The organism is Mycobacterium florentinum, from assembly GCF_010730355.1.
In the GTDB taxonomy this organism is placed as follows: domain Bacteria; phylum Actinomycetota; class Actinomycetes; order Mycobacteriales; family Mycobacteriaceae; genus Mycobacterium; species Mycobacterium florentinum.
In genome coordinates this window covers 2432759-2458910 of the sequence record NZ_AP022576.1, presented here as the reverse complement: position 1 = coordinate 2458910, position 26152 = coordinate 2432759, and the positions used below count along the sequence as shown (strand labels likewise).

The 26152-nt window shown below is 68.3% G+C and carries 23 protein-coding genes; 14 read left to right on the top strand and 9 right to left on the bottom strand.

The features are described 5' to 3' along the window. Nucleotides 1-155: 155 nt before the first annotated feature. The 3 genes from G6N55_RS11465 (at nt 156) to G6N55_RS11455 (ending at nt 4634) form a co-directional block, all read left to right on the top strand. Nucleotides 156-3440 (top strand): error-prone DNA polymerase, encoded by a 3285-nt coding sequence (locus tag G6N55_RS11465; protein WP_085219912.1) that lies wholly within the window; start codon nt 156-158, stop codon nt 3438-3440. A gap of 103 nt (nt 3441-3543) precedes the next feature. Continuing rightward, the gene (locus G6N55_RS11460) at nt 3544-3894 is read left to right on the top strand and encodes a hypothetical protein (RefSeq protein ID WP_085219913.1); all 351 of its coding nucleotides are present in this window, start codon (nt 3544-3546) and stop codon (nt 3892-3894) included. A 95-nt stretch (nt 3895-3989) separates the two neighbouring features. Further along, on the top strand, nt 3990-4634 hold the full coding sequence (locus tag G6N55_RS11455) for a nitroreductase family protein (protein ID WP_085219914.1): 645 nt from the start codon (nt 3990-3992) through the stop codon (nt 4632-4634). Here G6N55_RS11455 and G6N55_RS11450 read toward each other — a convergent pair whose 3' ends face one another. Continuing rightward, nucleotides 4635-5099, bottom strand: a complete 465-nt coding sequence (locus tag G6N55_RS11450) for a tRNA (cytidine(34)-2'-O)-methyltransferase (protein ID WP_085219915.1) — start codon at nt 5097-5099, stop codon at nt 4635-4637. 29 nt (nt 5100-5128) lie between these two features. Between G6N55_RS11450 and G6N55_RS11445 the strand changes: the two genes are divergently transcribed. The 7 genes from G6N55_RS11445 to G6N55_RS11415 all read left to right on the top strand — a co-directional run bounded on the left by G6N55_RS11445 (nt 5129) and on the right by G6N55_RS11415 (nt 11099). Further along, a complete protein-coding gene (locus G6N55_RS11445) occupies nt 5129-5551 on the top strand; it encodes a nitroreductase family deazaflavin-dependent oxidoreductase (protein ID WP_085219916.1) in 423 nt (140 codons plus the stop codon). A 22-nt stretch (nt 5552-5573) separates the two neighbouring features. Then, nucleotides 5574-6179, top strand: a complete 606-nt coding sequence (locus tag G6N55_RS11440) for a class I SAM-dependent methyltransferase (protein WP_085220089.1) — start codon at nt 5574-5576, stop codon at nt 6177-6179. Nucleotides 6180-6429: 250 nt separating this feature from the next. Further along, on the top strand, nt 6430-9189 hold the full coding sequence (locus tag G6N55_RS11435; RefSeq protein ID WP_085219917.1) for a sensor histidine kinase: 2760 nt from the start codon (nt 6430-6432) through the stop codon (nt 9187-9189). Then, complete coding sequence (locus tag G6N55_RS11430; protein WP_085219918.1) at nt 9186-9602, top strand: roadblock/LC7 domain-containing protein; 417 nt, start codon at nt 9186-9188, stop codon at nt 9600-9602. Before G6N55_RS11435 ends, G6N55_RS11430 begins: the two co-directional genes overlap by 4 nt. 6 nt (nt 9603-9608) lie before the next feature. Further along, on the top strand, nt 9609-9983 hold the full coding sequence (locus tag G6N55_RS11425; protein ID WP_085219919.1) for a DUF742 domain-containing protein: 375 nt from the start codon (nt 9609-9611) through the stop codon (nt 9981-9983). After that, on the top strand, nt 9964-10536 hold the full coding sequence (locus G6N55_RS11420; RefSeq protein WP_085219920.1) for a GTP-binding protein: 573 nt from the start codon (nt 9964-9966) through the stop codon (nt 10534-10536). Before G6N55_RS11425 ends, G6N55_RS11420 begins: the two co-directional genes overlap by 20 nt. Nucleotides 10537-10541: 5 nt before the next feature. Then, nucleotides 10542-11099: a pentapeptide repeat-containing protein gene (locus G6N55_RS11415; RefSeq protein WP_085220090.1), complete on the top strand. Its 558-nt coding sequence runs from the start codon at nt 10542-10544 to the stop codon at nt 11097-11099. Here G6N55_RS11415 and G6N55_RS11410 read toward each other — a convergent pair. The 3 genes from G6N55_RS11410 to G6N55_RS11400 all read right to left on the bottom strand — a co-directional run bounded on the left by G6N55_RS11410 (nt 11096) and on the right by G6N55_RS11400 (nt 17550). Beyond that, on the bottom strand, nt 11096-13555 hold the full coding sequence (locus G6N55_RS11410) for an ATP-binding cassette domain-containing protein (RefSeq protein ID WP_085219921.1): 2460 nt from the start codon (nt 13553-13555) through the stop codon (nt 11096-11098). The genes G6N55_RS11415 and G6N55_RS11410 overlap by 4 nt on opposite strands. Nucleotides 13556-13559: 4 nt before the next feature. Then, on the bottom strand, nt 13560-16259 hold the full coding sequence (locus G6N55_RS11405) for an ATP-binding cassette domain-containing protein (RefSeq protein WP_085220091.1): 2700 nt from the start codon (nt 16257-16259) through the stop codon (nt 13560-13562). A 76-nt stretch (nt 16260-16335) separates the two neighbouring features. Further along, nucleotides 16336-17550, bottom strand: coding sequence for an NADH:flavin oxidoreductase (locus G6N55_RS11400; protein WP_085219922.1), 1215 nt, complete (start codon nt 17548-17550; stop codon nt 16336-16338). A gap of 39 nt (nt 17551-17589) precedes the next feature. Between G6N55_RS11400 and G6N55_RS11395 the strand changes: the two genes are divergently transcribed. Both G6N55_RS11395 and G6N55_RS11390 read left to right on the top strand, forming a co-directional pair. Next, the gene (locus tag G6N55_RS11395) at nt 17590-18435 is read left to right on the top strand and encodes a bifunctional methylenetetrahydrofolate dehydrogenase/methenyltetrahydrofolate cyclohydrolase (protein WP_085219923.1); all 846 of its coding nucleotides are present in this window, start codon (nt 17590-17592) and stop codon (nt 18433-18435) included. Continuing rightward, nucleotides 18432-18716 carry a DUF3017 domain-containing protein gene (locus G6N55_RS11390; protein ID WP_085219924.1) on the top strand — a complete coding sequence of 95 codons (285 nt, stop codon included), beginning with the start codon at nt 18432-18434 and terminating at the stop codon, nt 18714-18716. Before G6N55_RS11395 ends, G6N55_RS11390 begins: the two co-directional genes overlap by 4 nt. Here the strand turns inward: G6N55_RS11390 and G6N55_RS11385 are convergent. Beyond that, a complete protein-coding gene (locus G6N55_RS11385; RefSeq protein WP_085220092.1) occupies nt 18713-19267 on the bottom strand; it encodes a DUF732 domain-containing protein in 555 nt (184 codons plus the stop codon). The two genes, G6N55_RS11390 and G6N55_RS11385, sit on opposite strands and share 4 nt — an antisense overlap. A gap of 270 nt (nt 19268-19537) precedes the next feature. On the opposite strand from G6N55_RS11385, the gene G6N55_RS11380 reads away from it, so the two are divergent. Together G6N55_RS11380 and G6N55_RS11375 are read left to right on the top strand one after the other, a co-directional pair. After that, on the top strand, nt 19538-20980 hold the full coding sequence (locus G6N55_RS11380; RefSeq protein ID WP_085219925.1) for an FAD-dependent oxidoreductase: 1443 nt from the start codon (nt 19538-19540) through the stop codon (nt 20978-20980). 38 nt (nt 20981-21018) lie between these two features. Further along, entirely contained in the window at nt 21019-21435 is a 417-nt protein-coding gene (locus G6N55_RS11375) for a pyridoxamine 5'-phosphate oxidase family protein (RefSeq protein WP_085219926.1), read from the top strand. Here the strand turns inward: G6N55_RS11375 and G6N55_RS11370 are convergent. The 4 genes from G6N55_RS11370 to G6N55_RS11355 form a co-directional block, all read right to left on the bottom strand. After that, nucleotides 21407-22669 (bottom strand): MFS transporter, encoded by a 1263-nt coding sequence (locus tag G6N55_RS11370; protein WP_232078979.1) that lies wholly within the window; start codon nt 22667-22669, stop codon nt 21407-21409. The genes G6N55_RS11375 and G6N55_RS11370 overlap by 29 nt on opposite strands. A gap of 228 nt (nt 22670-22897) precedes the next feature. After that, on the bottom strand, nt 22898-23632 hold the full coding sequence (locus tag G6N55_RS11365) for a class I SAM-dependent methyltransferase (protein WP_085219928.1): 735 nt from the start codon (nt 23630-23632) through the stop codon (nt 22898-22900). After that, entirely contained in the window at nt 23629-24762 is a 1134-nt protein-coding gene (gene metX / locus G6N55_RS11360; RefSeq protein ID WP_085219929.1) for a homoserine O-acetyltransferase MetX, read from the bottom strand. Before metX ends, G6N55_RS11365 begins: the two co-directional genes overlap by 4 nt. 10 nt (nt 24763-24772) lie before the next feature. Then, the gene (locus tag G6N55_RS11355; RefSeq protein WP_085219930.1) at nt 24773-26116 is read right to left on the bottom strand and encodes a bifunctional o-acetylhomoserine/o-acetylserine sulfhydrylase; all 1344 of its coding nucleotides are present in this window, start codon (nt 26114-26116) and stop codon (nt 24773-24775) included. Nucleotides 26117-26152 lie beyond the last annotated feature (36 nt).

Below are 26152 nucleotides of genomic sequence, written 5' to 3'. Positions count from 1 at the left end.
CCCGCCCCTAGTTGCCCCGTACCAGTATCTGCCGCGGCACCCCCGTCGCGGTAGATCCCAATCCGTTAAGACTGTGTTTAGAAGTTGAAGTCGCGTTTAACAACCGCTTTAACAACTCTGCACGAAATCGAACATGTGTTCGATACACTGGATGCGTGGGCTGGTTTAATGGACCGCCGAGTTGGGCGGAGATGGAGCGGGTGCTCGACGGCAAGCCGCGCCATGCCGGCGGCCCGGCGGCAACCGAGCAGCCCGACGATGTGCCGTCGTCGCGCAAGCGCGGCAGCTACCAGCCGCCGAGCCGGCAGCGGGCTCGCTCGGCTGTCGCGTATGCCGAGCTGCACGCGCATTCGGCGTACAGCTTCCTGGACGGGGCCAGCACCCCCGAGGAACTGGTCGAGGAGGCGGCCCGGCTGGATCTGCGGGCGCTGGCGCTCACCGACCACAACGGCCTGTACGGCGCGGCGCGGTTCGCCGAAGCCGCCGCCGAACTCGACGTGCGCACCGTGTTCGGCGCCGAGCTGTCGCTCGGTACGCAGGCCCGGACCGAGCAGCCGGACCCGGCCGGCCCGCACCTGCTGGTGCTGGCCCGCGGCCCGGAGGGCTACCGGCGGCTGTCGCGGCAGCTGGCGGCGGCGCATCTGGCCGGCGGTGAGAAAGGCAAGCTGCGTTTCGACATCGATACGCTGACCGAAGCCGCGGGCGGGCATTGGCACATCCTGACCGGATGCCGTAAAGGCCATGTCCGCCAGGCGCTTTCCGGCGGTGGGCCGGATGCGGCGGCGCGGGCGCTGGCCGATCTGGTGGACCGCTTCGGCGCCGGGCGGGTCAGCGTCGAGTTGACGCATCACGGTCAGCCCCTCGACGACGAACGCAACGCCGCGCTGGCCGGGATCGCGCCCCGCTTCGGGGTAGGCGTCGTCGCCACCACCGGAGCGCATTTCGCCCATCCGTCGCGCGGCAGGCTGGCCATGGCGATGGGTGCCATCCGGGCCCGGCAGTCGCTGGAGTCGGCCGCCGGATGGCTGGCCCCGCTGGGCGGCTCGCACCTGCGGTCCGGCGAGGAGATGGCCCGGCTGTTCGCCCAGCGACCCGAGACGGTGACCGCCGCCGCCGAACTCGGCGAGCAATGCGCGTTCGGGCTGGCGCTCATCGCGCCGCAGCTGCCGCCGTTCGACGTGCCCGCCGGGTACACCGAGGACAGCTGGTTGCGGCAGTTGGTGATGGCGGGAGCGCGCGACCGCTACGGCCTGCCCGAGGCCGCGCCGCGCGCGTACGCCCAGATCGAGCACGAGCTGAAAGTCATTGCCCAACTGACTTTTCCGGGCTATTTCCTGGTGGTGCACGATATCGCCCGGTTTTGCCGGGAGAACAACATCCTGTGTCAGGGCAGGGGATCGGCGGCCAACTCCGCGGTCTGTTACGCCCTGGGCGTCACCGCGGTCGACCCGGTGGCCAACGAGCTGTTGTTCGAGCGCTTCTTGTCGCCGGCCCGCGACGGGCCGCCCGACATCGACATGGACATTGAGTCGGATCAGCGCGAGAAGGTCATCCAGTACGTCTACGACAAATACGGCCGCGACTACGCCGCCCAGGTCGCCAATGTCATCACCTACCGCGGTCGAATTGCGGTGCGCGACATGGCCCGCGCCCTTGGCTACTCGCAAGGCCAGCAGGACGCGTGGAGCAAGCAGATCGGCCACTGGAACGGGCTCGCCGACTCGCCCGACATCGAGGGCATTCCCGAGCAGGTGATCGACCTGGCCACCCAGATCCGGAACCTGCCGCGGCACATGGGCATTCACTCCGGCGGCATGGTGATCTGTGACCGCCCGATCGCCGACGTGTGCCCGGTGGAGTGGGCGCGCATGGAGAACCGCAGCGTCCTGCAATGGGACAAAGACGACTGCGCGGCAATCGGTTTGGTGAAGTTCGATCTACTCGGACTGGGCATGCTCTCGGCGCTGCACTACGCGAAGGACCTGGTGGCCGAGCACAAGGGCGTCGAGGTGGACCTGGCCCGCCTCGACCTCTCCGAGCCGGCGGTGTACGAGATGCTGCAGCGCGCCGATTCCGTCGGGGTGTTCCAGGTGGAGTCGCGCGCGCAGATGGCCACCCTGCCCAGGCTCAAGCCCCGGGTGTTCTACGACCTGGTGGTGGAGGTGGCGCTGATCCGCCCCGGGCCCATCCAGGGCGGGTCGGTGCACCCGTACATCAGGCGGCGCAACGGCATCGACCCGGTGGTCTACGACCACCCGTCCATGGAATCGGCGCTGCGAAAGACGCTGGGAGTGCCGCTGTTTCAGGAGCAGCTGATGCAGCTGGCGGTCGACTGCGCGGGGTTTACCGCCGCCGAGGCCGACCAGCTGCGCCGCGCCATGGGATCCAAGCGCTCGACCGAGCGCATGCAACGGCTGCGCGGCCGGTTCTACGAGGGCATGCGCGAACTGCACGGCGCCACCGACGAGGTGATCGACCGGACCTACGAAAAGCTGGAAGCCTTCGCCAATTTCGGTTTCCCGGAAAGCCATGCGCTGTCCTTCGCGTCGCTGGTGTTCTACTCGTCGTGGTTCAAGCTGCACCACCCGGCGGCGTTCTGCGCCGCGCTGCTGCGGGCACAGCCGATGGGTTTCTATTCCCCGCAGTCGCTGGTGGCCGATGCGCGCCGGCATGGCGTGCTGGTGCACGGCCCGGACGTCAACGCCAGCCTGGCGCACGCCACTCTCGAGAACGCCGGAACCGAGGTCCGCCTCGGGCTGGGCGCGGTCCGGCACATCGGCGACGACCTCGCCGAGCAGCTGGTCGAGGAGCGAAAAGCCAACGGCGCGTTCATATCTCTGCTGGACTTGACGAACCGGCTGCAGCTCTCGGTGCCGCAGACCGAAGCGCTGGCGACGGCCGGGGCTTTTGCCTGCTTCGGGACGTCGCGGCGCGAGGCGCTGTGGGCGGCCGGGGCCGCGGCCACCCAGCGGCCCGACCGGCTACCCGGAGTCGGGTCGTCGTCGCACATCCCGGCGCTGCCCGGAATGAGCGAGCTGGAGCTGGCCGCCGCCGACGTGTGGGCCACCGGTATCTCCCCGGACAGCTACCCGACCCAGTTCCTGCGGGCCGATCTGAACGCGATGGGGGTGGTGCCCGCCGAGGAGCTGCTCGGCGTGCCCGACGGCGACCGCGTGCTGATCGCCGGCGCGGTGACCCATCGGCAGCGCCCCGCCACGGCGCAAGGGGTGACGTTCATCAACCTCGAGGACGAGACCGGGATGGTCAACGTGCTCTGCACGCCGGGGGTGTGGGCGCGACACCGCAAGCTGGCGAATACCGCCCCGGCGCTGCTGATCCGCGGTCAGGTCCAAAACGCCAGCGGCGCAGTCACCGTCGTGGCCGAACGGTTGGGCCGCATCACGCTGGCCGTCGGCTCCAAGTCCCGCGACTTTCGCTGATAGCCGCGCCACTTTCTACGCCTATTCGGTGTTGAACAATTCGACATGGGCATTGCCCGCTGCGTCATAAACTATCCGGACTCAAATGTCTTAGGGAGTCGGAATGAAATTCAAGCTCGCTCGCCATGGGGCTGCGATATTAGGTTGTGCCGCGGCACTTGTTCTTGCTCCTGCGACTGCCAGCGCAGATCCGCCCGACCCGCATCAGCCCGACATGACGAAGGGCTTCTGCCCGGGTGGTCGATGGGGCTACGGCAATTTGGCGGTGTGCGACGGGGAGAAGTACCCCGATGGCTCGTTCTGGCATCAGTGGATGAAAACCTGGATCGCCGGCCCGCAGTTCTACTACGACTGCGTCGGCGGTGACGAACCTCTCCCCGGTCCGCCCCCGCCCGGTGGCTGCGGCGGGGCGATTCCGCCCGACGGGCCGCCCCCGCCCCCGCCGCCACCCTAACCCTTCGCCGAGCGTGCACTCAGGGCGGAAAAACGGCGAAAATCTCGCCCTGAGTGCACGTTCGGCGCACGGCGCGGCGCGTATAGCCTCCAACCATGACCCTCAACCTGTCCGTCGACGAACTTCTCACCACTACCCGCTCGGTTCGTAAGCGTCTCGACTTCGACAAGCCGGTGCCTCGCGAGGTCCTGATGGACTGCCTCGAGCTGGCGTTGCAGGCGCCCACCGGCTCCAATTCGCAGGGCTGGCAGTGGGTGTTCGTCGAAGACGCCGAGAAGAAGAAGGCGATCGGCGACATCTACCTGCAGCATGCCCGCGCCTACCTCAGCTCGCCGATGCGTGAATACCCCGAGGGTGACACCCGCGGGGAGCGGATGCCCAAGGTCAAGGACTCCGCGATGTACCTCGCCGAGCACATGCACGAGGCGCCGGTGCTGTTGATCCCGTGTATCGAAGGCCGCGAAGACAAGTCGGCGTTGGGCGGCGTCTCCTTCTGGGCTTCGCTGTTCCCGGCGGTCTGGAGCTTCTGCCTGGCGCTGCGCTCCCGCGGGCTGGGGTCCTGCTGGACCACGCTGCACCTGCTCGGCGAGGGCGAGCGCAAGGCCGCCGAGGTCCTCGGCATCCCCTTCGACCAGTTCAGCCAGGGCGGGTTGTTCCCGATCGCCTACACCAAGGGCACCGATTTCCGCCCGGCCAAGCGGCTGCCCGCCGAGACCCTGACGCACTGGAACACCTGGTAGTCACACCGCCCCGGGGTAGCCGTGCTGGCGCCAGGCCTCGTAGATCGCGATCGCCGCGGCATTCGACAGGTTCAGCGAACGCCGGCCGGTCAGCATCGGGATGCGCACCCGGCCGGTGATGTGGCCGTCGGCCAGGGTCTCGGCGTCCAGTCCGTCGGGTTCTGGGCCGAACATCAACACGTCGCCGGGTTGATAGCCGACGTCGGAGAACGACGTCGGTGCGTGTGCGGTGAACGCGAACACCCGCGCCGGCATCAGCACCTGCCACGCGTCCTGCAGCGTCGGGTGCACCGTGACCGAAGCGAGGTCGTGGTAGTCCAGTCCGGCGCGGCGCAGCTTGGGTTCGGACAGGTCGAAGCCCATCGGCTCAACCAGATGCAATTCGGCGCCGGTGGCCGCGGCCGTCCGGATGGCGTTGCCGGTATTGGGCGGAATCCGCGGCGATACGAACAACAGCCGGAACACGGCAGACTCCGTTTCGTGTTGAGCAAGGCATGACGGATCAAGTACAGCTCAGCACGACCGATTGGGTGCGAGAGCAGACCGAACAAATTCTGCAGCAGGGCACCACCGACGGCGTCGAGATCCTTGACCGGCCGGTCGTCCTGTTCACGGTGACCGGCGCGAAGACCGGCCTCAAGCGGTACGTGCCGCTCATGCGTGTGGAACGGGAGGGACGCTACGCGATGGTCGGCTCCATCGGGGGAGCCCCGAAGCACCCGACCTGGTACCACAACGTGAAGGCCAACCCCAATGTCACCGTGCAAGACGGCGACAAGGTCTTCGAGATGACAGCACGCGAAGTCCACGGCGCCGAACGCGACGAGTGGTGGCAGACGGCGGTTGCCGCCTACCCGGTATACGTCGACTTGCAGGCGCGGACCGAACGGCAGATCCCCATCTTCGTGCTCGAATGAGCACGACGGGATAATGGTCGACATGGTCGAGCAGAGTCTCTGGATGCGGAAGGTCGCTGCCGATCCCGGGCATTCGGACTGGTACATCGAGCGCTTCCGCTCGATGGCGCGCGACGGCAAGGATCTCGCCGGTGAGGCGCGCTTGGTCGACGCGATGGTGCCGCGCGGTGCCCACATCCTCGACGCCGGCTGTGGTGCCGGCCGGGTGGGCGGATACCTGGCGACGCTCGGGCACCGGGTGGTCGGAGTGGACGTCGACCCGGCGCTGATCGCGGCGGCCGAGCAGGACTATCCCGGCCCGCGGTGGCTCGTCGGCGACCTCGCCGAGCTCGACCTGCCCGCGCGCGGCGTCGCCGAACCGTTCGACGTGATCGTGTCCGCCGGCAATGTGATGGCGTTTCTCGCCCCGAGCACCCGCGGCCGGGTGCTGGAAAGGCTGCGGGCCCACGTCGCCGACGAAGGCCGGGCGGTGATCGGCTTCGGCGCCGGCCGCGACTACGCGTTCGCCGAGTTTCTCGACCACGCGGCGGCCTCCGGATTCGCGCCCGACGTGCTGTTGTCCACCTGGGATCTGCGGCCCTTCACCGACGACTCCGACTTCCTGGTCGCGATCCTGCGGCCCGCGTAGGCATTTCGCGCCGCGGGCTGTTTGCCAGACTTGCGTGCCGGCGTCCCCGTGCACCTTGGGGGTGGCTGTCTGCTCAGTAACGATTGTGGTGACCCGGCGCGCAGGCTGTCATACTCGTCGAATTGCCACGCGTTTACCGCTCGCGCGTCTTGGCGCGGGGGGAGCGGAATAAAAGCAGGAAGTTCATGAGCCTCACGTTTTATTCGATGCGCGGTGTGGGCGCAGCGGCCGGTCGCGCGGCCGCAACCACATGACGATGTTCAACCGCCCGGCCACCCCGGCCGAGGCGGCACCCCCAGAGTTCGCCGAGGTCCGGGCGGCCCCGGCGAAACGTCCGCCGGCCTGGTCGCCGAGCAACTGGCCGGTGCTGTGGAAGGTTCTGGCCATCGTCCTGGTCCCGCTGACCCTGGCGGCGATTTTCGGCGGCCTGCGCGTGAACGCCGCGATGTCGAGTTCGAGCGGCCTGCGGTTGGCCGCCGGGCGCGCCGACTTGCTGCCGACGCTCACCAAGTACATGTCGGCATTGGACGTCGCGCTGCTGGCGAACTCCAGCGGGCACGACGTCGAGGGCGCGAAGAAGAACTACGACGCCCGCAAGGGTGAGCTGCAGACCCGGTTGTCGGACACCGACGTCACTCCCGATGTCCGGTCGGGAGTGAACACGCTGCTGGGCGGCGGCCAGTCGCTGCTGGACAAGGTGGCCGACAACAGCATTGGTTTGCGGGACCGGGTCACCACCTATGCGCCGCTGCTGTTGACGGCCGAGGACGTCATCAACGCCTCGGTGCGGGTGGACGACGAGCAGATCCGTGCGCAGGCACAGGGTTTGAGCCGGGCCGTCGGGGCCCGCGGCCAGATGACGATGCAGGAGATCCTGGTGACCCGCGGCGCCGACCTGCCCGAGCCGCAGTTGCGCACCTCGATGATCACCCTGGCCGGCACCGAACCGTCGACGCTGTTCGGGATGAGCCAGGTGCTCGGCGTGGGTTCGCCCGAAGCCAAGACCCTGCAGCAGCAGATGGTGACCCGGATGGCGATCATGTCGGATCCGGCCAGCGTGCTCGTCGACAACCCGGACCTGCTGCGCTCGATCCAGACCACCGACGGGATCGCCGAACAGGTCATCGCCGACGCCACCGAGTCGGTGACGAAGTCGGTGCAAACCCAGGCCGACGAGCGGCGCACCGCCGCGATCGTCGACGGCGTCGTGGTGCTGGCCGCCATCGTGATCGCACTGATCATCGTCTTGCTGATGGCGCGCGCGCTGGTGGTGCCGCTGCGGATGCTGCGCGATGGCGCGCTCAAGGTCGCCCACACCGACCTTGAAGAGGAGATCGCCCGCGTCAAAGCCGGTGAGGCCGAACCGATTCCGGCTCCGCTGCCGGTGTACACCACCGAAGAGATCGGCCAGGTCGCGCACGCGGTGGACGAGCTGCACACCCAGGCGCTGCTGCTGGCCGGTGATGAGGCGCGATTGCGATTGCTGGTCAACGACATGTTCGAGACCATGTCGCGGCGCAGCCGGTCGCTGGTCGACCAGCAGTTGTCGCTGATCGACCGGCTGGAGCGCAACGAGGAGGATCCCGAGCGCCTCGACAGCCTCTTCCGGCTCGATCACCTGGCCGCCCGGCTGCGCCGCAACAGCGCCAACCTGCTGGTGCTCGCCGGCGCCCAGCTGGCCCGCGACCAGCGCGAGCCGGTTCCCCTGTCGACCGTGCTCAGCGCGGCCGTCTCCGAGGTCGAGGACTACCGCCGCGTCGAGTTGGGCGAGCTGCCCGAATGCATGCTGATCGGTGCGGCCGCCGGTGGCGCCATTCATCTGTTCGCCGAGCTGATCGACAACGCCCTGCGCTACTCGCCGCCGTCGACCTACGCCCGGATCTCCGGGGCACGCGGCGGCGACGGAGGCGTGGTGCTGCGGATCGCCGACTCCGGCCTGGGCATGAACGACTCCGATCGGCGGATGGCCAACATGCGCCTGCAAACCGGCGGCGACGTCACCCCCGACAATGCCCGCCACATGGGGCTTTTCGTGGTGGGCCGGATCGCCGCCCGGCACGGCATCCGGGTCGGGCTGCGCGGTCCCGCGCCCGACGAGGCGGGCACCGGCACGACCGCCGAGATCTACCTGCCACCGGCGGTGCTGGAGGGCTTCGACGGCGGCCCGGCCGAAATCTCATCCGAGCCGCGCGAACGCATCCGGGCGGTCTCGTCGCCGAGTGCCAAGCTGGCCAGCGGCATGCCGGCACCGGACCCGACCGGCGGCGCGCCGCGGCAACGCCCCGTCGCGGTCAACAACGGCGAGGCTCCGCCGATCTCGTTGTTGCCCCGCCGCAGCCCCGGCTCCAGCGGCATCACCGACGTTCCCGCCGCGCCCGCCGCGCAGCCGCTACCCAAGCGGCGGCGCGAGCTGGCCACCGCGTGGTGGGAGAACGAAAACCAGCCCCGGCCCACGCCGGCACCACCGCCGCCGGCCCCGAAGCCGACCCCAACGCCGGCGCCGTCGGTCTCGGACACCTCGGCATTCTTCGCGGCACGGTCGCGGGGGACCGGCGCTCCGCCGCCCGCGCCGCCCACCCTGCCGCCCGCACCGCCCCGCACGGCCGCCGCCCCATCGAAGGAAGACGTGATCTATCGGCGGATGATGTCCGAGATGATGGGTGACCCGCACGACCTGGTCAACAGCCCGGATCTGGATTGGCAGTCGGTGTGGGACCGCGGCTGGTCGCTGGCCGCCGAGGCCGAGGACAAGCCCGTCGCGGAGCGCACCGCCGAGCACGGCCTGCCGGTGCGCACGCCCGGTGCCCGGCTGGTGCCGGGAGCGGCCAACGGGGTCAGCGGCGCCCACCATCAACAAGACGACGAAGAATCCCTCGTAGGATCGAACGGCGGACTGCATGCGGCGCGCGACCCCGAGGCTGTTCGCACCTCGTTCAGTAACCACTTCGGCGGCGTGCGCAGCGGACGGTCGCACGCCCGCCACTCGAGTCAAGGACCCGACGAGCAATGACGTCTGCAGGCAGCTCACTGGACTGGCTGGTGACGAAGTTCGCCCGCGAGGTCCCAGGGGTGGCGCATGCGCTGCTGGTGTCCGTCGACGGTCTGCCCATCGCCGCCAGCGAGCGGCTGCCCCGCGAGCGCGCCGACCAGCTGGCCGCGGTGGCCTCCGGGCTGGCCAGCCTCGCGACCGGTGCCGCCCAGCTGTTCGACGGCGGGCAGGTGCTGCAGTCGGTGGTCGAGATGCAGAACGGCTACCTGTTGTTGATGCGCGTCGGCGACGGGTCGCACCTGGCGACGCTGGCCGAGACGTCGTGCGATATCGGCCAGATCGGATACGAGATGGCCATCCTCGTCGAACGGGTCGGCGGCGTCGTGCAGTCCACCCGCCGTTCCGCCTCATCGCCCACCAGAAGCCACTCGTGAGCCGCGATGGACAAACGAGAATCCGGGCCGTCCGCACGTGAGGCGAGCCTGGTCCGCCCGTACACCCTGACGGGCGGGCGGACCAACACGGGCGTCGACCTTCCGCTGGAGGCGCCGGTTCAGACCTTGCAGGCCGGGCGGGCGCACCGCTGGCCGGCCGACGATGCGAGAGGCAGGATCATCGGACTGTGCGTCAAAAGCCCGTCCGTCGCCGAGATTTCGGCCCGGCTGGACCTGCCGATCGGCGTCACGCGTGTGCTGGTCGGTGATCTGGTGCTGTCCGGTTACCTTCGGGTGCACAGAACGTTGACCGAGCAGTCGACCCGTGATGAGCGCCACGAACTCATAGGAAGGACCCTGCGTGGCCTTAAAGCACTCTGATGCCCGCGCCACCGCGTCGACGAAGATCGTCGTCGCCGGCGGGTTCGGCGCCGGCAAGACCACGTTCGTCGGGGCGGTCTCGGAGATCATGCCGCTGCGCACCGAGGAGATCGTCACGGACGCCTCGGCCGGCGTCGACATGCTCGAGGCCACGCCCAACAAGCGGACGACGACGGTGGCGATGGATTTCGGCCGGATCACGCTGGACCGCGACCTGGTGCTCTACCTGTTCGGCACGCCGGGCCAGCGGCGGTTCTGGTTCATGTGGGACGACCTGGTGCGCGGCGCCATCGGCGCGATCGTTCTGGTCGACTGCCGCCGGCTGCAGGACAGCTTCGCCGCGGTCGACTTCTTCGAGCACCGCAACCTGCCGTTCCTGATCGCGGTCAACCAATTCGACGGTGCGCCAAGGTATCCCGTTGGTGCGATCCGCGAAGCACTCGCCCTGTCGCCGCACATCCCGGTGATCAACGTCGATGCCAGGGACCGCAGGTCGGCGACCGATGCGCTGATCGCGGTCAGCGAGTACGCGCTGGCGAGCCTGTCGGCTTGACCGCCTTGCAGCAGTGGGCTGATTGCGAGTTCACCGGCCGCGATTTCACCGATGAAGACCTCGGCCGCTTGTGCACCGAGCGGGTCATGTTCAGTGAGTGCGATTTCAGCGGCGTCAACCTGGCCGAGTCCCAGCACCGGGGGTCCGCCTTTCGTAACTGCAAGTTCGAACGAACCACACTGTGGCACAGCACATTTGCGCAGTGCAGCATGCTGGGGTCGGTCTTCGTGCGGTGCCGGTTGCGGCCGATCACGTTTGACGAGGTGGACTTCACGCTCGCGGTGCTCGGCGGCAACGACCTGCGCGGCGTCGACCTGAGCGGTTGCCGGCTCCGGGAGACCAGCCTGGTGGAGACCGACCTGCGCAAGGCCGTGCTGCGTGGGGCCGACCTGTCCGGCGCGCGGACCACCGGCACCCGGCTCGACGACGCCGACCTGCGCGGCGCGACGACGGACCCGGCGTTGTGGCGCACCGCGACACTCGCGGGCGTGCGGGTCGACGTCCCGCAAGCGATGGCGTTCGCGCTGGCGCACGGGCTGCGGCTGGACGCCAAACCGGACTAGCGCTTCAACCGGATGCGCCACCACACGATGACGGAGTAGACCACCGACAGCGCGCCGAGCATTCCCATATCGAACAGCCACGCGCTGTCGGTGTGCGCCCAGTGGCTGTCTTTCGGGCCCATCGGTACCAGCATCCGCAGATTGACCGTCGACGCCGAGGCCGCATAACCCCAGCGCGACGGCATCAGCCAGGACAGCTGGTCGAGGAAGAGCCGGCCCGTCACCGGGATCAGGCCACCGGCCAGCACCAGCTGCAGCATCAGCGACACCACCAGCAGCGGCATGATCTGCTCGTTGGACCGGGCGATCGACGACAGCACCAAGCCCAGAATCGCCGACGCCACGCACGTCGCGGCGACCGTAACGAACAGTTCAAGACTCGCGTTGCCGAGCAGCAGCGCCGGCTGTTTGGGTGTGCCCTTGCCGATCAGCACGATGCCGGTGGCGATCGCCGCCTGGATGATGGCGAACGCGCAGAACACGGTGATCTTGGCGGCCAGGTAGGCCCCGGTGGACAGGCCCACCGCCTGCTCGCGCTGGAAGATCGGGCGCTCGCCGATCAGATCGCGGATCGTCAACGCGGTCCCCATGAAGACCGCGGCGATCGACATCAGCGTCAGGATCTGGGCGGCTTCGTCCGGCGTCTCGCTGTTCGGGTCCGCGATGCCGAAACCGGTATGACCCGGGACCGTCAGCGACAGGACACCCAGGATGAACGGCAACAACGCCAGGAAGGCGAAGTAGGCGCGGTCGGAGACGATCAACCGGATCTGGCGCCGCCCGATGGTGGAGAACTGGCGCAGCATGCTGCTGCGCGCCGGGGCGCCCAACTCGGCCGGCGTCTCGGCCCGGGTGGGTGGCGTGTGATCTTGGCGTTCCAGGAAGCGGCGGTTGGCCTCGTCGGGGTCGGCGCCGACCTTCGCGAAAATCTGGGCCCAGTTGGTGGTGCCCATCGCGTCCCCGATTTGCCCGGGTGGGCCCAGGAACGCGATCTTGCCGCCGGGCGCCATCAGCAGCACCTGGTCACAGACGTCGAGATAGGTCAGCGAGTGCGTGACGACGAGCACGACGCGCCCGGCGTCGGCGAGCTGGCGCAGCATCGTCATGACCTGCAGGTCCAGCGCCGGATCCAGGCCCGAGGTCGGTTCGTCGAGGATCAGCAGCGACGGCCCGGTGAGCAGTTCGAGGGCCACCGAGGCACGTTTGCGCTGGCCGCCGGAGAGCTTGTCGACGCGGGTGTCGGCGTGCGCGGTCAGGCCCAGCTCGTCGAGGACCTGCGCGACGACCTGGTCGCGGTCGGCCTTGCTGGAGTCGGGCGGCAGCCGCAGTTCGGCCGCATAACCGAGCGCCTGGTTGACGGTCAGCTGGCGGTGCACGACGTCGTCCTGCGGGACCATCCCGATCCTGCTGCGCAGCGTGGCGTAGGCGGTGTGGATGTTGTGGCCCTCGAAGGTGACCGCGCCGGCGGTGGGGGTGGTGTAGCCGGCGACCAGCCGCGACAGCGTCGACTTGCCGGCGCCCGAGCCGCCGATGATCGCGGTCAGGGTGCCGGGCCGGGCCGTCATCGAGATCTGCTGCAGCAGGTCCTTGCCGTTGATCGCGAAGCCGACCTCGCGCACCTCCAGGCCGCCGGTGCTCGTCGCCGCGTCCTGGCGGCGGGCCAGCATCCCGGCGGTGAACACCAGGTCGACGTTGCCGATCGTGACCACGTCGCCCTCGTTCAGCAGGGCCTGCGCGACCCGCACCCCGTTGACGAACGTCCCGTTGATGCTGTTCGCGTCGCGGATCTCGATGCCGGCGGGCGTCGGCTCCAAGAACGCGTGGCGGCGCGAGGCCAGCACGTCGTGGATCACGATGTCGTTGTCGAGTTCGCGACCGATCCACGCGGTGCCGCCGGAACGCCCTTGCACACCGGATTCGGGCCCGACGACCTTCATCACCCGGGTCGGAAATTGCGACATGTCGGTGCCCGCGGGTTGCGCGACCCGGGTCGCATCGTTCGGGACGGCCTGCGTCGTCACGGTGGGCCGCACGATCGGCACGGCCCTGGTGTGCACGGCGTCGGTGGGCTGATCCTGGTAGGTCCCGGCCGGCGGAACGGTCGGGACCGCCTGCGAGGTCGGCGGCAGCACGCCGACGTTGCCACGGTGATGTCCGATCGCGAAGGTGATCCGCGGTCCATCGGGCGCTCCGAGGTTGATCGCTAGGCCGTCCCGGATATCGGCACCCGGCACCCGGCGTCCGTCGACATAGGTGCCGTTGCGCGAATTGTTGTCTACCGCAACCCATCTGCCGTGATCGAAGCGCAGCAACAGGTGTGCACGGGTGACCAGTGGATGCGCCACGCGCAGGTCGGCGCGCACGTCGCTGCCGACGATGACGTCGCCGCCGGGGGCGAAACTGAGCTCGGATCGGTTGGACCGAACGGTCAATACCGATTGCCCAGGGTTAGTCATCAGTTCAGCGTCGTTTCAGCCGGATCTTCCACCACACGATCGCGCTATAGCTTATGCACAGGACGCCCAGCATGGCCATGTCGAACAGCATGATGTGCTTCGAGTGCTGCCATATCGGGTCGTTGGTCGGGATCTGTTTGACCTTCACCAGCGCCGGAAAGTCGATCGACGACGCGGCCGCCGCATAACCCCAGCGCGCCGGTGTCAGCCACGCCAGCTGCTCCAGGCCCGGGCGCTGATAGACCTGGATCATTCCGCCGGCCAACACCAATTGGCTCATGATCGACACCACCAGCAGCGGCATGATCTGCTCGTTGGACTGCGCGAGGGCGGACAGCATCAGGCCGAAAATCGCCGACGCGACACACGCGCCGGCCACGGTGACGAACAACGACACCGTGGGATCACCGAAGAACAGCGCCGGCTGCGTGGGCGCGCCTTTGCCGAGCCGTACGATGAAGACCGCGATCGCTGCCTGCAGGGTCGCGAAGACGCAGAACACCGCGATCTTCGCCAACAGGTAGGCCCCGGTGGACAGTCCTACCGCCTGTTCTCGGCGGAAGATCGCGCGCTCTCCGATGAGGTCGCGGATGGTCAGTGCGGTGCCCATGAAGATGGCGCCGATGTTCAAGAGCACCATGATGTACTGCGGTTGGGTGGGCGCCAGGCCGAGCGGGTCGGCGGGCCCGAGACCGGGTTTGGGACCCTTCACGGTCAGCGACAGCGCGCCGATCAGGAACGGCAACACCGCCAGGAAGATGGTGTAGCCGCGGTCCGAGATGACCAGGCGCACTTGACGCCGGGCAATCGTGGATATCTGCCGGACCAGGTTGGTCGCCGGCGGGTCGCCCAGGTCCGCCGGGCTCTGGGGAGCCGGCGGCTGCAACGACTGCTGGTTGCGCTCCTTGAAGCGGCGGTTCGCCTCGTCGGGATCGGCGCCGACGCTGGCGAAGATGTCGGCCCAGTTGCGGGTGCCCATGGCGGCCTCGACCTGGTCGGGCGGGCCCTGGAACGCGGTCTTGCCACCCGGCGCCATCAGCAGGATTTGGTCGCAGACGTCCAGGTAGGACACGGAGTGGGTGACCACCAGCACCACGCGCCCGGCGTCGGCGAGCAGGCGCAGCATCAGCATCACCTGACGGTCCAGCGCCGGGTCTAGACCCGAGGTCGGCTCGTCCAGCAGCAGCAGCGACGGTTGAGTCAGCAGTTCCAGCGCGACGGAGGCGCGTTTGCGTTGTCCGCCGGACAACTTGTCGACGCGGGTGTCGGCGTGCTTGGTCATCTCCAGCTCTTCAAGCACCTGGGAGACCACCTGGGCACGCTCCGCCTGGCTGGTGTCCGGCGGCAGGCGCAGCTCGGCGGCGTACCCCAGCGCCTGGTTGACCGTCAGCTGCCGGTGTACGACGTCATCCTGCGGGACCATGCCGATCCTGCTGCGCAGCGAGGAGTAATCGGTGTGGATGTTGTGGCCCTCGAAGGTCACCGTGCCGGAGCTAGGGGTGGTATATCCGGCGATCAGCCGCGACAGCGTGGTTTTGCCGGCGCCGGAGCCACCGATGATCGCGGTCAGCGTGCCGGGCCGGGCGGTCAGCGAGACGTGGTCGAGCAGTTGCTTTCCGTGGTCGACGGTGAAGCAGACCGAGTTCACTTCCAGACCACCGGAGCGCGTCGCGGCTTCGGTGCGGCGGACCAGGGTGTCGCGGGTGAAGACCAGGTCGACGTTTCCGATCGTGACCACGTCGCCCTCGGTCAGCACCGCCGAGCCGACGCGGACGCCGTTGACGAAGGTCCCGTTGACGCTGTGCGCGTCGCGGATCTCGGTGCCAATCGGCGTCTGGAGCAAAAACGCGTGGTGGCGCGAGGCCAGCACGTCCTGGATGACAATGTCATTGTCGGTGGCACGCCCGATCGTGAGCCCATTGGACGGCTTTTCGATCGCGCCCGAACGGGACGGCAACAGCGCCTGGAACATCTTGGTCGCCAGATTTGCGACCTCGGGCGGCTTGGCCTCGATCGCCGGCGACATCTGCGTCTTCGGTGGCGGCATGGATCCGACGGGCGCCGACAGCTGCGGCTGTGGCGGATAGTTGGGCCCAGCGTTGTTGGGATACGTGGCGGTCGGTCGCCCAACCGACGTCGGATACACGGGCTGCCCTGGTGGCCCCGGCGGTCCCGGCCGCTGTACCGGCGCACCGGGCTGCGGTCGCGGCGGCGGGGGCGGCGCGCTCCAGGCGGTCGGGCGTCCGGGCGGCGGCCCGGGCGGCGGCAGCGGCGGAGCGGGGAGCGGTTGCCCGGGCTGACCCGACGCCTGTGATGAGGGCCACGGTGCTGCCGACGGCTGCGGCACCGCGATTCCCATCGACTCGGTCCGCGGCGGGCGCCCGGCCATTCCTTGGTGGCGTCCGACCTCGAACGTCAGCAACGGGCCGTCCGGGTTTCCGATGTTGATGCTCTGGCCGTCGCGGATATCGACGACCGGAACCTTGCGGCCGTTGGCGAAAGTGCCGTTGAGCGAACCGTTGTCGATCGCCAGCCACCGGCCCTGGTCGAAACGCAGCAACAGATGGGCACGCGAAATCAGGGGATGAGTGATGCGCATATCGGCCCGCAGATCGCGCCCCACCACCACGTCGTGACCTGCCGCGAAGGTGCGTTCCGACCCGTCATACCGGACTGTCAGCGTCGGTGGGGCTGGTGAATTCATCGCCACAACTCTAGCCCGTGGACCTATTTCACCATCCGCACCAATGCGGCACGTCGGGCCAGTTGTGCCCGGGCAATCACCCCTTGTCAGGCGCTCCGGTGACGACGCAGCGGGTGCGGGTGTAGATCGTCGGCATGCACCGATTGCAGTGCGTACACGCCGAATGGACGCTGTGCCGGGCGCCGTCGGCCGCGAGTCGATTGATCAGGTCCGGCTCGGCCAGCAGTGCGCGGGCCATCGCGACGAACTCGAATCCCTCGGCCATCGCGAGGTCCATCGTCTCCCGGTTGGTGATGCCGCCGAGCAGGATCAACGGCATCGTGAGTTCGGCCCGGAACAGCTTGGCATCGCGCAGCAGATAGGCCTCGCGGTAAGGGTATTCGCGCAGGAACTTGGTGCCCGTCATGCGCATGCCCCAGCGCAGCGGCGGCTTGAAGGCCCCGGCGAATTCCTTGAGCGGGGCATCGCCGCGGAACAGGTACATCGGGTTGACCAGCGAGCTGCCGGCGGTGAGTTCGATCGCGTCCAGCCCGCCGTCGTCCTGCAGCCACTTGGCGGTGATCAGCGATTCCTCGGTGTCGATGGCGCCGCGCACGCCGTCGGCCATGTTGAGCTTGGCGGTGACGGCGATCGGAGTTCCCTCCTTGTCCACCGCGCGGCGAACGGCCATCACCATGCCGCGGGCGACCTTGGCCCGGTTCTCCAGCGAGCCACCGAACTCGTCGTCGCGGCGGTTGATCAGCGGCGACAGGAACGAACTCGCCAAATAGTTGTGGCCCAAGTGGATTTCGACCGCATCGAAGCCCGCTTCCATAGCGAACCGGGCCGCGTTGGCGTGCGCCTCGATCACGTCGGAGATGTCGTCGCGGGTTGCCTTGCGGGCAAACCGCATTCCGATCGGGTTGAAGAACCGCACCGGCGCCAGCGCCTTGGCCTTGTTGGACTTGGCGTTGGCGACCGGACCCGCGTGACCGATCTGGGCGCTGATCGCCGCGCCCTCGGCGTGGATCGCGTCGGTGAGCCGGCGCAGCCCGGGCACCGCCTCGGGCCGCATCCACAGCCCGTTGCCCTCGGTGCGTCCGCCTTGGGAGACCGCGCAGTAGGCGACGGTCGTCATGCCGACCCCGCCGGCGGCCGGCGCGCGGTGGTACTCGATCAGGTCGTCGCTCACCAGCGCGCCCGGCGTGCGCGCTTCGAACGTCGCCGACTTGATGGTCCGGTTGCGCAGCGAGATCGGTCCGAGCTTGGCCGGGCTGAATACATCGGGCGCCGTGGGCTGGTCAGAGGGCATGTCAGGAGCGTAAACCCATGACGTGAAAGACTGGGAGGCGTGGGCGCAATCACACTGGACGGCAAGGCCACCCGCGACGAGATCTTCGTCGACCTCTCCGAACGCGTTGCGGCACTGACCGCGGCCGGGCGTACCCCCGGGCTGGCCACGATCCTGGTCGGCGACGATCCAGGTTCTCAGGCCTACGTGCGCGGCAAGCATGCCGATTGCGCGAAGGTGGGCATCACCTCGATCCGTCGCGATCTGCCTGCCGACATCTCCACGGCCAAGCTGAACGAGACGATCGACGAGCTCAACGCCAACCCGGAGTGCACCGGCTACATCGTGCAGTTGCCGCTGCCCAAGCAGCTCGACGAGAACGCCGCGCTGGAGCGCATCGATCCCGCCAAGGACGCCGACGGCCTGCACCCGACCAACTTGGGCCGGCTGGTCCTCAACAACCCGGCCCCGCTGCCGTGCACCCCGCGCGGCATCGTGCACCTGCTGCGCCGCTACGACGTCGAGATCGCCGGGGCGCACGTGGTCGTCATCGGCCGCGGGATCACGGTCGGCCGGCCATTGGGTCTGTTGCTGACGCGCCGCTCGGAGAACGCGACGGTGACGTTGTGCCACACCGGAACTCGTGATCTGCCGGCGCTGACCAAGCAGGCCGACATCATCGTCGCCGCCGTCGGCGTGCCCCACCTGCTGACCGCCGACATGGTGCGCCCGGGTGCCGCGGTGCTCGACGTCGGCGTCAGCCGGGTGGACGACAAGCTCACCGGCGATGTGCATCCCGACGTGTGGGAGGTCGCCGGGCACGTGTCGCCGAACCCCGGCGGTATCGGCCCGCTGACCCGGGCGTTTCTGCTGACGAACGTGGTCGAGCTGGCCGAGCGGCAATGAGTCCGGCGAAGACCGCGGCCAAAGCCCAGTGGCCGATCCTGCTGGTCGGGCTGATCTTCGTGACGGCCTTCGCGTTGGTGGGCGCCAACTTCTGGCGTCGCGGCTCGCTGCTGATCGGCATCGCGGTCGGCGTCGCCGCGATACTGCGGTTGGTGCTATCCGACGATCGCGCCGGCCTATTGGTGGTGCGCAGCAAGGGCATTGACTTCATCACGACCGCGTCGGTCGGGGCCGCGATGGTCTATATCGCCTGGACCATCGATCCGCTCGGTACGGGCTAGATCCCGGGGCCGGTGATCTGCGGCAGGTTTGGCACGGCGCCGCCGGGCATATTCGGCATTACCCCGCCGGGGATGTTCTGCATCATGCCGCCGGGCATGTTCGGGATGCCGCCGGGCATGTTCGGCAGGCCGCCCGGCATGTTCGGCATACCGCCGGGCAGGTTGGGCATATTGCCGCTGGCCAAGTTCGCCATCGCCTGCGGGCAGTACGACTGAATCGCGATCGTGGTGAACATCTGCGCCATGGCCGGTGACATGCCCTGGCGCCGGACGCTCGTGACGGCCCCGGCGAAGCTGCCACCGGGCTGGGCCAGCATCGGGCAGATGGATTCGCCCACGGCCATCGCGTTTCCGGGTTGGCCGAAGTCGACGCCGGCGTGGTTCAGCGCGTCGATGAAGCTGTCATCGGCGTTGGCGTCCGCCTCGGCCGGCGGTGACCCAAACGCCGCGGCGACGGCGAGCAGGCCGACCACGGCCGTCAGCAAGCGAATGGGCAGGGGCTGATGGCGAAACGACCAGACCCAACCATGCGCAGCAGCAACTGCTTTCATTGACAGCTTCCCCATCTGTCGCGGAGTGCTCTGAAGGCACTCGAATCACTTAGGAAAGACTGGTGCATGCCGGTCACGTTTATGACACGGGGAGATCAAGGTTCGCACACTATGCGTTTCGTTAGCGCGGCGCGTGCGAGACATCGGTTATTGCGCGTAAACCGTTACGGGCAAACGAAGGTCGCGTCCTGGCCAATCGAGGCCACACTGTGATCCGACACGATCGACGACGCCGGGCTTGCGAGTGGGAAATGGTTAAGAATCCGCCTTATGAATCATGGCATCTCGCGCCAGGCGTTTGTTCGCGGTGCCGTTTCAATGTTGGCGACGGGCACGGTGCTCGGGACCACGCGCGCTGCCGCGGACCCCGGCGCCGCCGTCGCCAGCTGGAACGGCTTGGCCTCGACCATCGGCGGCAGTGTGCTGCTGCCGGCCAGCGGCGCCCAATTCGCTTCGAGCAAAGCGGTATTCAACTCCTTCTACAACAACTCCAATCCCGCGGCGGTCGTCACGGTCTCCTCGCAGGCCGACGTCCAAAAGGCGGCCGCCTTCGCGACGGCGAACAAGCTCAAGATCGCACCGCGCGGCGGTGGGCATTCCTACATCGGCGCATCGAGTGCCAACGGCACGATGGTGCTCGACCTGCGCGGGCTTCCGGGCGGGGCGCAGCTCGACGGCGGCAACGTCACGGTCACCCCGGCGACGAATCTGTGGGCGGTCCACCAGGCCTGCGCCAGCGCCGGTCGCGGTGTCCCGACGGGTAGTTGCCCCACCGTCGGTGTCGCGGGGTTGACGCTCGGCGGCGGCATAGGTGCCGATTCACGGCACGCCGGCCTGGCGTGCGACGCGCTGCAGTCGGCGACGGTGGTGCTCCCCACCGGGGACGTGGTGACCGCTTCCGCCAACGACCATCCGGACCTGTTCTGGGCGCTTCGCGGTGGCGGCGGCGGTAACTTCGGGGTGACGACGTCGATGACCTTCGCGACCTTCCCGACCGGCGACACCGACGTCATCCGGCTCGAATTCGCCCCGTCGTCGGCCGTCCAGGTGCTCACCGGCTGGCAGAGCTGGCTGGACGGAGCCGACCGAAATGCTTGGGCCATGGTCGATCTCGCGGTCGGCTCGGCCCAGCCCGACTGCCACATCCTGGCGACCTGCCCCGCCGGCGGTGCGGCCGGGGTGGCCGACGCGATCAAGGCCGCGGTCGGTTTGCAGCCGAGCTCGGTGACCAACAAGACGATGAACCGGATGGACCTGGTGACGTATCTGGCCGGAGGCAGCTCGACATCGGCGCCGCGAGGCTTCGTGGCAGGTTCCGATGTGATAACCACGGTGAATTCTGCTGCGGCCCATGCGATTGCCACCGCGATCGGGCAATGGCCCGCCTCCGGTGGGCGGGCTTCGCTGCTGGTGGATCCGCTGGGTGGGGCCATCGCCGATGTGGCGCCCGGGGATTCGGCGTTTCCGTGGCGCAAGCAGTCCGCGGTGCTGCAGTGGTACGTCGAACCCGCCGCCAACCAGGTCGCCGCCGCAACGCAGTGGCTTAGCTCGGCGCACCAAGCGGTCCAACAGTTTTCGGTCGGCGGCTACGTCAACTACCTGGAGCCCAACAGTCCGGCGTCACGGTACTTCGGCTCTAATCTGTCGCAACTGACGTCCGTGCGCCAGAAGTACGACCCCAACCAGATCATGTTCTCGGGCCTGAAATTCTGAAACCTCCGACGGAATCGCCGCCGGGGTTAGGCTGAGCCATGCCTGCAGACGATCCGGTGACGGTGCTCAGCGAGGAAGACAGCTGGGACCTGCTATCGAGCGTGGCCTTAGGCCGATTTGTCGTGGTGACGGGCCGCCGGGCCGAAATCTTTCCGATCAACTTCATCACCCAGCGCCGGACGCTGGTCTTCCGAACTGCCCCGGGTACCAAGCTCTACCACGCCGTCATGAGCGACGAGATAGCTTTCGAGGCTGACGGCCACACTGATGTCGAGGGGTGGAGCGTGATCATCCACGGCAGGGCACATCTACTAACGGCCGCCGACGAGATCCTCGACGCCGAGGAAGCTCCGTTGATGACGTGGCCGGCGACGGTAAAGCCGCACTTCGTCCGGGTGATCCCCATCGAGATCTCCGGGCGCCGGTTCAAGTTCGGTCCCGCCCCGTTTCGGTAGTGGCCGTCAGCACCTCGGAAGCCATCGCCGTCGCGACATCGCGCGGGTAGGTACGGCGGGCCAGGCCCAGCAGCAGGCCGGCGGCGACGATCAGCATGACGAGCATGATCAGGAAGGTGTCGCCCAACGCGCTTGGGGTGCCGCCCAGCGCCGTGGACACCGCGCCGAACGCCACCGGTGCCAACCCCGTCGATACCGACACCAGCGTGCTGCGCACCGCCTCCGCAGTGCCCCACCGCCGCGAATGCACGATGTCCAGCCGCGCCGCGTTGAGCGGCGGGTTCACCCCACCCATTGCGGTCCCCGCGAAGAACGCGAATACCAGTGCCAACAGCAGGCTGTCAGCGAGCAGAGTCGGAAGGATGAACACCGCTGCGGCGAGAAAAGCCGCCCCGCCCACCATGATCCGTGCGCTGATCTGGCCCCGGTCCGTCAGCCGGTCGGCGATGCGCCCGGTGGTGAGCACGCCGGTGAGCGCACCGACCCCGAGGACGGCGATCAGCATGGTCGCCACCGACTGGCCGATCTGAAACCGGCCGCACAGCAGCGCGACACCGAAGGTGCTCAACCCGGTGGAGAAGAAGTAGCCGAACGAGGACGCGGCAATCAGAACGACATTGGTACGGATCGAGAGCACCCAGCGCAGTTCCCGCCAGACCGAGCCGCGCGGTGAATTCGTTGTCCGGTCATCGAGGCGGCTGCCACGCAGCGGTTCGCGCAGCAGCCACGCCACCGCGACGCTGAGTATGAAACCCACCGCGGCCAGCCAGCCGAAGCCCAGCCGCCAGCTGACCGCACCGAGTTCGCCCGCAACCAGCAGCCCGATCGCCGTGCACGTGCCTTCGCCGGCGAGCACGAGCCCGTACACACGACCCCGCTCGGCCGGCCTGAAGTAATCCCCGACCAGCGAGGCGACCACCGGCCCGGAGACCGCGATCCCGGCACCAAGGGCCACCCGGCACGCGAGCAGCCAGCCGTAGTTCGGGCTGGCCGCGCTCAACGCCATCGCTGCCGAACACAGCAGCAGCGCCATCCACAGTAGGCGAACCCGCACGGTGCGGTCGGCAAGCGGACCGGCAAGCAGCGTGGCGACGGCGCCGACGCCGGTCGACACGGTCACCAGCAGCCCTACCTGAATGTTGTTGATATGCAATGACCGCGTCAGTGGGACAACCAGCGCCCCCACGGTGCCGGCATCGGCACTTTGCAGCCCAACCACCGAAGCGAGCAGCACGATTGGCTTCCACCGCTGGGGACGCCGGGGACGTTGGGGACGCCGGGGACGCCGGGGATCCGCAACTTTGGCGGCTGGATACTCCTGTACCGCGGAGGCGTGCTCTGCGGCCGTCGGCACGAGCTCAAGATACCCTGCGCGACACCATCTTTAGCTGCGGCAACGCGCGATTCACGCACCCACGCCGAACTTTAAGACGCAGTTCGGTTGTTAGATGTCCCGGATTCTTCAACCCGACAGCGTCGCCCGGATGCACACCGTGACGTACGGCATCGCCAACCCGGTCGAGTTCGCCAACGCCGGATGGGTGGCCAGCAGTTCGCGCACCTGGTCCAGGGTCTGCGTGCGGACCTCGGCCGGCGAGGCGATGCAGTAGCTGCGCGAGGCCACCAGATCGATCAACGCTTGCGGCGTAAGGTAATTCGTCCACTCGACCTGATGACGCTGGCGCTCGGCAAACGGCGGCGGCAGCGTCACGTCGAAACGGTGGCCATCGCCGTCGCTGCCGATGATCTGACCGAGCTCGCGCACCCAGCCGAGCCGCTCGTCGCGGGTGTTCCACACCAGGCCCAACCGCCCGCCGGGCCGTAGCACGCGGGCCACCTCGGGAATCGCCCGTTCCGGGTCCACCCAGTGCCACGCCTGGGCGACCAGCACCGCGTCAACGCTGTTGTCCTCCAACGGAATCTCTTCGGCCGTGCCCAGCACCGCGCGGGTCTCCGGCAGCGAGGCGCTCAGCACTTCGAGCATGTCCGGAATCGGGTCCACGGCCACCACGTCGAGGCCGCGTTCCACCAGACGAGTGGTCAGCTTGCCGGTACCCGCACCCAGATCGAGCACCTGACGCGCACCCCGGGGCAACAACCAGTCGATGGCCTCGGGCGGATACGACGGACGTCCGCGCTCGTAGGCTGCGGCAGCCGAACCGAACGACAGCGACTGTTCGTGCCTCGACCGGGTCACCGCTGACCTTCGCCCGCGGCCAAATCCAGTGTCTCGCGGATCAATTCGCCCACCGCTTCGGTTTCCACCAGAAAGCCGTCATGTCCGCAGATGGAGTCGACAACCGCCAGCCCGGTGCAACCGGGCAGCAACTCGGCCATCTCCTGCTGCAAGCGCAGCGGATAGAGCCGGTCGGAGGTGATGCCACCGACCACGGCCGGTACCGGGCACCGGCGCAACGCCTTCTTGACCCCGCCGCGGCCGCGGCCGACGTCGTGGCTGTTCAGCGTCTCGGTCAGGATCACGTAACTGCCGGCGTCGAAGCGGGCCAGGATCTTGTCGCCCTGGTGTTCCAGGTAGCTCTGCACCGCGTAGCGCCCGCCGTCCGCCGGATCCTCGCCGGTCTGGCCGTCGTTGGCGAACCGGTTGTCGAGTTCGGCCTCGCCACGGTAGGTCAGATGGGCGAAGCGCCGGGCGATCGCCAGGCCGGCATCCGGCCTGCGCCCGGTGTCGTGGTAGTCGCCGCCCTGCCAGTTCGGGTCGGCCTTGATCGCCGCGATCTGGGTGGTCTGGGTGCCGATCTGGTCGGCGGTGGCACGCGCCCCGACGGCCAGCAGTAACCCGGCCCGAACCCGGTCGGGGTGGCCGACCATCCATTCCAAAGCCCGTGCGCCGCCCATGGATCCGCCGACCACGGCGGCAACCTGGTTTATTCCCAGCGCGTCCAGCGCGGCGATGTCCGCCTCCACCTGATCGCGCACGGTGATCAGCGGAAACCTGGAGCCCCACGGCTTTCCGTCTCGGGCAAGCGAACTCGGCCCGGTGGAGCCACGGCAACCGCCCAGCACGTTGGTGGCCACCGCGCACCAGCGGTTGGTGTCGATCGGTGCGCCCGGCCCGGCGATGCCGTCCCACCAGCCGGGCGTGGGGTGGCCCGGTCCGGCCGGTCCGGTGATATGGGAATCGCCGGTGAGGGCGTGCAGGACCACCACGACGTTGTCGCGCGTCGGTGACAGCTCGCCCCAGCGCTGCACGGCGATACAGACGTTGTCGATGACCGCGCCGCTTTCCGTGGTCAGCGAGCCGATATCGACCAGCCCGACCTCACCTTCGGCGGGCAGCGTTTGCGTGGGGACGTCGGAGATTGTCATGCCAAGTCCCTCAGAAGGCCGCCACGGAGCGCGGGTCAGAGCTCGTCGGGACGGCGGCGAACCCGAGCTCGAGGTCGGCCAGGATGTCGTCGATGTTCTCGATACCGACGGCCAGCCGCACCAGTCCCGGCGTGACGCCGGTGCTCAGCTGCTCTTCGGGGGAGAGCTGGGCGTGGGTGGTCGACGCCGGGTGGATCACCAGCGACCGCACGTCGCCGATGTTGGCGACGTGGCTGTGCAGTTGCAGCGCGTTCACGAACGCCTTGCCCGCCTCGATACCGCCGGCCAGCTCGAATGCCAGCACGGCGCCGGTTCCCTTGGGGGCCAACTTCTTTGCCCGCTCGTGCCACGGCGAGCTGGGCAGTCCCGCGTAGTTGACCGACACCACGCCGTCGTGACCCTCGAGGAATTCGGCGACCCGTTGCGCGTTGGCGACGTGGCGCTCGATTCGCAGGCTCAGCGTCTCGAGGCCCTGGGCCACCAGGAACGCGTTGAACGGCGACGCCGCCGAGCCGAGGTCGCGCAGCAGTTGCACGCGTGCCTTGAGCGCGTACGCCGGCGGCCCCAGCTCGGCGAAGACCACGCCGTGGTAGCTCGGGTCGGGCGTGGTGAATCCGGGGAAACGGCCCTGCGTCCAGTCGAACGTGCCGCCGTCGACGACGACCCCGGCGATCGCGGAGCCGTGCCCGCCCAGGTATTTGGTCGCGGAGTGCACGACGATGTCGGCGCCCTGCGTGAACGGCTGGATCAGGTACGGCGTGGCAATGGTGTTGTCGACGATCAGCGGCACGCCGTTGGCGTGGGCGACCCCGGCGACCCCCGGGGTGTCGAGGATGTCTATCTGCGGGTTGGAGATCGTCTCGGCGAAGAAGGCTTTGGTGTTGGGCCGCACCGCGGCCTGCCACGAGTCCAGGTCGTCGGGATCCTCGACAAAGCTGACCTCGATGCCCAGCTTGGGCAGCGAGTAGTGGAACAGGTTGTACGTGCCACCGTAGAGGCGCGGGCTGGACACAATGTGATCGCCGGCACATGCGAGGTTCAATATGGCAAATGTCTCAGCAGCCTGTCCGGAGCTCAAGAACAGCGCCGCGACGCCGCCCTCGAGCGCGGCGATGCGCTGTTCGACAACGTCGGTGGTCGGGTTTCCGATCCGGGTGTAGATGTTGCCCGGGACCTCGAGCCCGAATAGGGCGGCGGCGTGGGTGGTGTCGTCGAAGACGTAGGACGTGGTCTGGTAGATCGGCAGCGCGCGTGCGTTGGTGGCCGGGTCGGGCTGCTGACCGGCGTGAATCTGCTTGGTCTCGAACGACCAATGCGCGATCGGATCGGTGTCGTTGCTGTTCTCATCGCTCATGGGAAGCGTCCCCTGTCTGGCTCAGGGGCCCGTCAT

Excerpts from the sequence above, each read along its gene's own strand:
- G6N55_RS11380 (WP_085219925.1), top strand. The coding sequence starts at position 19,538 with ATGAATCATGGCATCTCGCGCCAGGCGTTTGTTCGCGGTGCCGTTTCA.
- metX (WP_085219929.1), bottom strand. The coding sequence starts at position 24,762 with ATGACAATCTCCGACGTCCCCACGCAAACGCTGCCCGCCGAAGGTGAG.
- G6N55_RS11390 (WP_085219924.1), top strand. The coding sequence starts at position 18,432 with ATGAGTCCGGCGAAGACCGCGGCCAAAGCCCAGTGGCCGATCCTGCTG.
- G6N55_RS11425 (WP_085219919.1), top strand. The coding sequence starts at position 9,609 with ATGGACAAACGAGAATCCGGGCCGTCCGCACGTGAGGCGAGCCTGGTC.
- G6N55_RS11410 (WP_085219921.1), bottom strand. The coding sequence starts at position 13,555 with ATGACTAACCCTGGGCAATCGGTATTGACCGTTCGGTCCAACCGATCC.
- G6N55_RS11400 (WP_085219922.1), bottom strand. The coding sequence starts at position 17,550 with ATGCCCTCTGACCAGCCCACGGCGCCCGATGTATTCAGCCCGGCCAAG.
- G6N55_RS11375 (WP_085219926.1), top strand. The coding sequence starts at position 21,019 with ATGCCTGCAGACGATCCGGTGACGGTGCTCAGCGAGGAAGACAGCTGG.
- G6N55_RS11440 (WP_085220089.1), top strand. The coding sequence starts at position 5,574 with ATGGTCGAGCAGAGTCTCTGGATGCGGAAGGTCGCTGCCGATCCCGGG.
- G6N55_RS11430 (WP_085219918.1), top strand. The coding sequence starts at position 9,186 with ATGACGTCTGCAGGCAGCTCACTGGACTGGCTGGTGACGAAGTTCGCC.
- G6N55_RS11455 (WP_085219914.1), top strand. The coding sequence starts at position 3,990 with ATGACCCTCAACCTGTCCGTCGACGAACTTCTCACCACTACCCGCTCG.
- G6N55_RS11355 (WP_085219930.1), bottom strand. The coding sequence starts at position 26,116 with ATGAGCGATGAGAACAGCAACGACACCGATCCGATCGCGCATTGGTCG.
- G6N55_RS11460 (WP_085219913.1), top strand. The coding sequence starts at position 3,544 with ATGAAATTCAAGCTCGCTCGCCATGGGGCTGCGATATTAGGTTGTGCC.
- G6N55_RS11445 (WP_085219916.1), top strand. The coding sequence starts at position 5,129 with ATGACGGATCAAGTACAGCTCAGCACGACCGATTGGGTGCGAGAGCAG.
- G6N55_RS11405 (WP_085220091.1), bottom strand. The coding sequence starts at position 16,259 with ATGAATTCACCAGCCCCACCGACGCTGACAGTCCGGTATGACGGGTCG.
- G6N55_RS11435 (WP_085219917.1), top strand. The coding sequence starts at position 6,430 with ATGACGATGTTCAACCGCCCGGCCACCCCGGCCGAGGCGGCACCCCCA.
- G6N55_RS11385 (WP_085220092.1), bottom strand. The coding sequence starts at position 19,267 with ATGAAAGCAGTTGCTGCTGCGCATGGTTGGGTCTGGTCGTTTCGCCAT.